We start from the raw sequence: 5492 nt of genomic DNA on the forward strand, positions 1-5492 counted from the left end.
TACGGTAAGCGGCACGGGTGTGCCTTCCCGACCGACGTTGGCGCGTCGGCCTATCTCGAAACCATGATCAGATGATTCGGGAAGGTACACCCTTCCCGTCAGATCCACAGGTTTCGATCATTGCTCCTCTCATACTGTGGCAGGCCCAACTCTCGTGTGTGCGTGAAGGATGTCACCCCTCCTCTGTAGTCTCTAGAGGATAAGGAAGGGAGCGGGCATGACCGCACAACCGCAGGACTTCATCTCCGTCGGTGCGCCTCTGCCTGAGAAGAACCTGCGGGCCATTCGTGCCGCGCTGGTCGTCCCGGAAGATCGCGAAGCTTTCGATGCCGGGCTAAAGGCCGTGCTCGACGAGGTCAGGGTGAGCCTGGATCTTGGAGCGCTGAACGCTTTCGTGCACCGCTGGTGGATCTCCGCGTGTGACACCGCAAAGGATCCCGAGGGGCGCCGTCAGATGCACGTCCGCGCCCAGCAGGCTCTTGCCGGCGAACCCGTTCCTCAGGGGAGGCCATGGCGGGAGATCCTTGCTGCTCGTGGGATCGATGTCTAGGTGTTCAAGCTCATCATCGATCCCGTAGCCGAGGAACAGATCGCCGCGCTACCCGATCACGCACTGCATCCGCTCGCGGATCTGTTCGCGCTGCTAGAGACCGCTCCTTGGAGTGGAGCTCCGTACAACTCCAAGAACCCCAGGGCGAACATGCTTACGCATCCGTTCGGAGAACGTGGTCTCGCCACCTATGTGGTCCTGGACCGGCAGCGCGAGGTCTATCTTGTTCGCATCGAATGGCCATAGGTTCGCGCCCGTCGCGTGCCCGTTCGCGGAGCGATCAGGGGGAGTCACGGGAACTCATGGTCACTCCACCCGCAGATGCCCAGATCAACGTTTTCCCTGCTCAGAGGCCATGGCCTTGAAAGAGTTCCCAAGCTGACAGCCCGGGTTCAATATCTCGGAGCCGCGGAGATGCTGAGATTGCCAGCATTGATCATCCTGGTGCGCGTCCTGCGGCATGATGAGCTCGATGCCGCTTACCCTTGGAGATTTCTATGCTGCGAGACACACAAATCCAAGCCCCGTGGGGCGTGAGCGCCTACGGAGCCGCCAGTGTCAAGGCGGCGCCTGACCTGGTGCGTGTTCGACTGGCTGTGGAACGGATCAAGCCTTCTCCAAAGGAAGTTTTCGAGGCTGGCCAAGCCAATGTGGCCGATCTGCGAAGCGTGTTGCGCCGTCACGACATCCCCGATGGAGCGGTATCCGCCTCCCGGCGCTGTTAGACGTCACTGCTCCTGAGCCCGTGAGAGCCCTCTCTCGTCGTTCGGGCGTGAGCATCGCCCGTCGGATGTCTGAAGAGTTCGTGGACATGGTGTCGCGACAGAGTGGTGAGTATGAGGGGCGTACGACCTGGTAGGGGGCCCTGTGAGTGCTCGAAGTCATGGACATGCTGTCGGTCTTGCTCGTTCCGGCCAGGCAATCATGAGCGGTGGGCAGGGTCGGGCCGACCGCAACACCGCTTCCGCCTGTCGCCCGGCCGAGTCTGATCGGATGAGGACGACCCGCCGCTGTGATCGTGGTTCTGGACGCCGAGGCCGCGCGTGCCGCGCTGGCCGCCGGTCGGCTGGACTGCCCCTCCTGCCGGTCGGCGCCCCTGCGCCGGTGGGGGTATGCGCACGTTCGGACCGTCCGCCAGTCGGCCGGTGGACGTATCGGCTGGGCCGCCGCTGCGCCGCCGACTTCATCGCGCTGCTGGAGCAGATCCGCCTGGCCGTCCCGGACGCTCCGGCGATCGTGGTGATCTGTGACAACGACAATATCCATCACGCCAAAACCGTCACCGCCTACCTGGCCGAGCACCCACCATGGGGTGCTGTTTGGAGCGCGCTACAGCCCGCACGACCACTCGGTGGAGCGCATCTGGGTCGCGCCTGGCTGCCTGCTGGTTACAAGCGGAATTTCTGGAATGCCGCTTAGCGGTTGAATCCGGTCCACGTTGACGCCCTCGACTGGTCCCTGCATACGATCCGCAAAAGTACCTGCATCATGTTCCCATCGGACTGCCTAGACAGGGTCCGAGTGTAGGGGTATTCACGACACTGTCGAGGCGCGTAACTGTTGGTTATCCAATCCTTGTGGAAAGTGCCGCTGCTGTTCGTGATGGCCGGGGCGATCAGCACACTCCTGTCGGCGGCATTCGTGTAGCACACTTTGATCTTGGTAAGCGTTACCCTCGTCGAAGTGTGGCTTCTGAAGTAGCCCACCACCCGCACGACTGCCGGGTGTCGGTACGCAAATGTGTTGAAGCTTTCATAGAATCCGGTACTAGCACCGACTTCAGTTTGGCTCAGAATCCGGACCACCGCGACGTCGGAGGGTATGGCCAACGCGGGTCCGGAGCCACCGACAACGATGCCCGCCGAAACGCCGAGAACGGACACGACGCGTGCGATCCTCTTCCGCTTACTGGTCATTGCAATTCCCTTCCTTCCAGGCGTTTTTCGAGTTTTGCGCCGACCGAACTGTATAGGACCTCGGTATATTCACGGAATACGGCCGGTATACGGGCGCTAGATCCCGCCGGTCCTGCGCACCAGGTGATGACGGCGCGGACTTCTTGGCCGGGAAATGACGGCGGCCCTAGGCGCGGGCCGAGGAATGCACGAACACTCTGCGCACTTCCAGGAGCGGGTCTTTCTTGCGCGGCCCGGCGCCCCACTGCGCACGCTGTCTCACGAGCCCAATGTCATACCGGGACAAGCATTTCTTCGCCGGTCGACACGCTCGGCCGATGCGGATGGGCCGGCCACTGGGGGTGCGGGCGGGTCGATCGCATCACGCCAGTAGCCGGGGTGGGCGCCGCCCATGACGACCTCGTCGCCAAGGTCTTCGTAGCGGCTCACCACGAAGCGGGTCACTTGGCGGCGAAGACCTGGGTCCAGTAGATCGCGTCATCGGAGTCCTCGACCGCGCCGACCCCGATGAAGGTGAACTTGCAGTTCATGATGGTGGCCTTGGTTCCGGAGTAGCCCATCCGGGACTGCACGACCGCGGCCGGGGTGCGCTGGCCCTTGGCGATGTTCTCCGCCAGGCTGGTGCCGCCGGTAAAGCCGGCCTCCTTGATGCGGTCCGTGAAGGATCGGCCGTCGCGGGAGGTGTGCGAGAAGTAGGTGTACTCCGCCATGTCGGCCGAGTGCCCGCGGGCGGCCCGGTGGAGTTGCGGATGGTGCTTGAGCGCCCGGCATCCCTTCTTCGCCCGCCGGGCATTGACCAGCCGCACGACCATGTTCTCCCGCGCCGTTCCCACTCTGGCGGCGCCGGATACGGACCCCGTGGTGGCCGACCCGAACAGGCTGAGCGAGCCGGACCGGCCGACACCGGAAGCCGGGGACGCCGGGGACGCTGTGACAGCCTGCGCCGTGCTCACGGGCGCGGCGATCGTGGCCAGGGCAGCGGCTGCGGCGAGTAACCCAAGGGGTCGGCGCATAGGAAAGTCCTCCAGTTGCGGTAGACGCTGGACGGCTCCGCATTCTGGCGCGACCCATATCGATTTGTCATTTTATGTCTCGGCGGTCTACGGTGCCGCCAAGGCAGGCCTGCTGTCCTTTTCCCGCGGGCTGACCTATGAGCTGAAGGACCGGGGCATCCGGGTCAACGGGCTGAGCCCGGGGCCGACCGAGAGTGCTCCATCGAGACGTCGGCCGCACCTCCACCACCACCTCGGGTTCAACGGGGATGGAGGTGATGGGCTCACGCCGGCCGTAAGGGCTGCTCGCCCAGCCGGACGGCAATTGACGAGGCCAGGGGTGACCCCGACCAGCATTGATCGACATGTCGCCCTCGTGCGGGCCTTCACCAAGCGCCGTGGCGCCCCTCTGTCCAGGAGTGCCGTGGCCTCGAGCGTTCCTGAACGTCAGCCGCAGACCGGCGAGTTCTGGGTCTTGTCGGCGTACCAGTAGTAGCGCGAATGGGCATTAAGGTTGGAGCAGCCGCCGGAAGGGCCGTCCATCTTTACGGCGAGGCACCACCGCGTGCTCTGCTTGGGCATTCCGGAGGCCGCGCATGTGCTGGGGTTGATCCCAACTCCCCCAAAATTTAGCACCGTTTCGGTTTTCGGAAGGTAGCGGTCACCGCTGCTGCTGTTCATGACCATGGCGTAGGCCTGCACCTTGCCGCCGCCGTACATGATGCAGGTGAAGATCCTGTGGTTGGAGTCGGTCAGGTTGGCCCCGCTCGAACACTTGGCGGTGCCCCAGGTCGGCTGGGTCGAGGTCCACGAGGCGGCGGCGGCCGGGGACTGCAGGGCGCCCGTCAGCGCGAGGGCTGCGCCGAGCGTGCCGGCGAATTTGAGGGACTTCTTCATGGGGGGCCTCAATTCTTGCGGGTCTGAACGACCGGATGTGAACGCCGCAAAGGGTACACAGCGGGATGGTCGCCCGCAGGAAGAGATCTTTCCGGGAGCTTTCCGGAGTCTGTCCGCCCGATTTCGGCACCCAAAGCCCTTTTGTCACCAAGACCGATCGGTGATTGTTCCGGAGGCTGGTCGTCCATGGCCAGGCCTGTGCGCCAGCTGGGTTGTTCAGACGGAGGCCGTAGTGGAGCGCCTTGGCGCGGGAGACGGGACGTCCTGCGGCGGCGGCGCGTCTGGAGGGCATGGGGAGCGGGGCGCCTAGTGTGGCGGCGTAGACGGGAGCCGTTCACAGAAACGATCAGGACGGCACCGTCCTGCGCGTCGATCGTATGAGTCTGCGATGTCTCGATGCGCCGACGATGGTCGCGTTCCTGTGTGAGGCCGGCTTCGCGATCGAGGCGCAGTACGGAGACTGGCACCACGGGCCTGTCTGCGAGGCTAGCCGATCGATCGTTACGATGCCGCGCGTAGCGCACCGCCGGGTGCGGATGCCTGGGCCGGTAGGCTCCGCCGCTTCGGACTGCGCTGCCGACAAAACCGGCTCTACCTCACTCTCGGCGGAGATGTCACACTTCCTATGTGCGTGAAAAGACACCGGAGTCTCAGCGATCGAAGATCGGATTCATTCGGTCGATTCCACGCAGGTGGGGTGACGACCAACTCATGCTTTCCAGCCCTGCCTGGCTGAACTACGTCTTGTTTATCGTCGGCCTCTCACTGTTCGCCGGACAGGTCTGGTCGGTGATGCTTGGCCCAATGGGGCTTCATTGGGCATTCGACATATCTTGGGGGGTTCAGCGCGTACTGGCACTCGCCGTCTTTGGTTTTGTGGCATACGCCGAGGCGCGGGGATCATGCGAGCACGGCGACGGGCTACCGGATCACCCTCCGATTAGCGTTAGCTGACTGCAGGGTTTGAGGCACGGATGATCGACCAGAAGCCGCGTGCAATGAACCTTTTCCAACCTCCCCGACGGGTGCCCTGGTCACAGCATGATCGCGATGCCGGTGTTCAGCCGGTGACATGAAGAAGCTCCTGGTAGACGGGTTGATCACCACAACCCACACCGTCGCAACCAGGAGCTTCCG

At 63.7% G+C, this 5492-nt stretch carries 6 protein-coding genes and 1 pseudogene; 5 read left to right on the forward strand and 2 right to left on the reverse strand.

Annotation, left to right across the window (positions count from 1 at the left end):
* Positions 1–217: 217 nt before the first annotated feature.
* The 4 genes and pseudogenes from ACTWQA_RS58400 to ACTWQA_RS58415 form a co-directional block, all read left to right on the forward strand.
* Complete coding sequence (locus tag ACTWQA_RS58400) at positions 218–550, forward strand: DUF6247 family protein (protein ID WP_397235358.1); 333 nt, start codon at positions 218–220, stop codon at positions 548–550.
* Positions 551–796, forward strand: coding sequence for a hypothetical protein (locus ACTWQA_RS58405; protein WP_214644046.1), 246 nt, complete (start codon positions 551–553; stop codon positions 794–796).
* Between the two features lie 251 nt (positions 797–1047).
* Complete coding sequence (locus ACTWQA_RS58410; protein ID WP_443167396.1) at positions 1048–1275, forward strand: SIMPL domain-containing protein; 228 nt, start codon at positions 1048–1050, stop codon at positions 1273–1275.
* Positions 1276–1690: 415 nt separating this feature from the next.
* Positions 1691–1969: pseudogene (locus tag ACTWQA_RS58415) on the forward strand (transposase); the annotation flags it as partial.
* Between the two features lie 937 nt (positions 1970–2906).
* Here ACTWQA_RS58415 and ACTWQA_RS58420 read toward each other — a convergent pair.
* The gene (locus tag ACTWQA_RS58420; protein ID WP_443167397.1) at positions 2907–3479 is read right to left on the reverse strand and encodes a CAP domain-containing protein; all 573 of its coding nucleotides are present in this window, start codon (positions 3477–3479) and stop codon (positions 2907–2909) included.
* Here ACTWQA_RS58420 and ACTWQA_RS58425 point away from each other — a divergent pair.
* Complete coding sequence (locus ACTWQA_RS58425; protein WP_443167398.1) at positions 3433–3951, forward strand: SDR family oxidoreductase; 519 nt, start codon at positions 3433–3435, stop codon at positions 3949–3951. The genes ACTWQA_RS58420 and ACTWQA_RS58425 overlap by 47 nt on opposite strands.
* Here the strand turns inward: ACTWQA_RS58425 and ACTWQA_RS58430 are convergent.
* Positions 3906–4355 (reverse strand): hypothetical protein, encoded by a 450-nt coding sequence (locus ACTWQA_RS58430; protein WP_443167399.1) that lies wholly within the window; start codon positions 4353–4355, stop codon positions 3906–3908. The genes ACTWQA_RS58425 and ACTWQA_RS58430 overlap by 46 nt on opposite strands.
* Positions 4356–5492: the final 1137 nt, after the last annotated feature.

The sequence above is a fragment of the Nonomuraea sp. 10N515B genome (assembly GCF_052245915.1).
Classification (GTDB): Bacteria; Actinomycetota; Actinomycetes; order Streptosporangiales; family Streptosporangiaceae; genus Nonomuraea.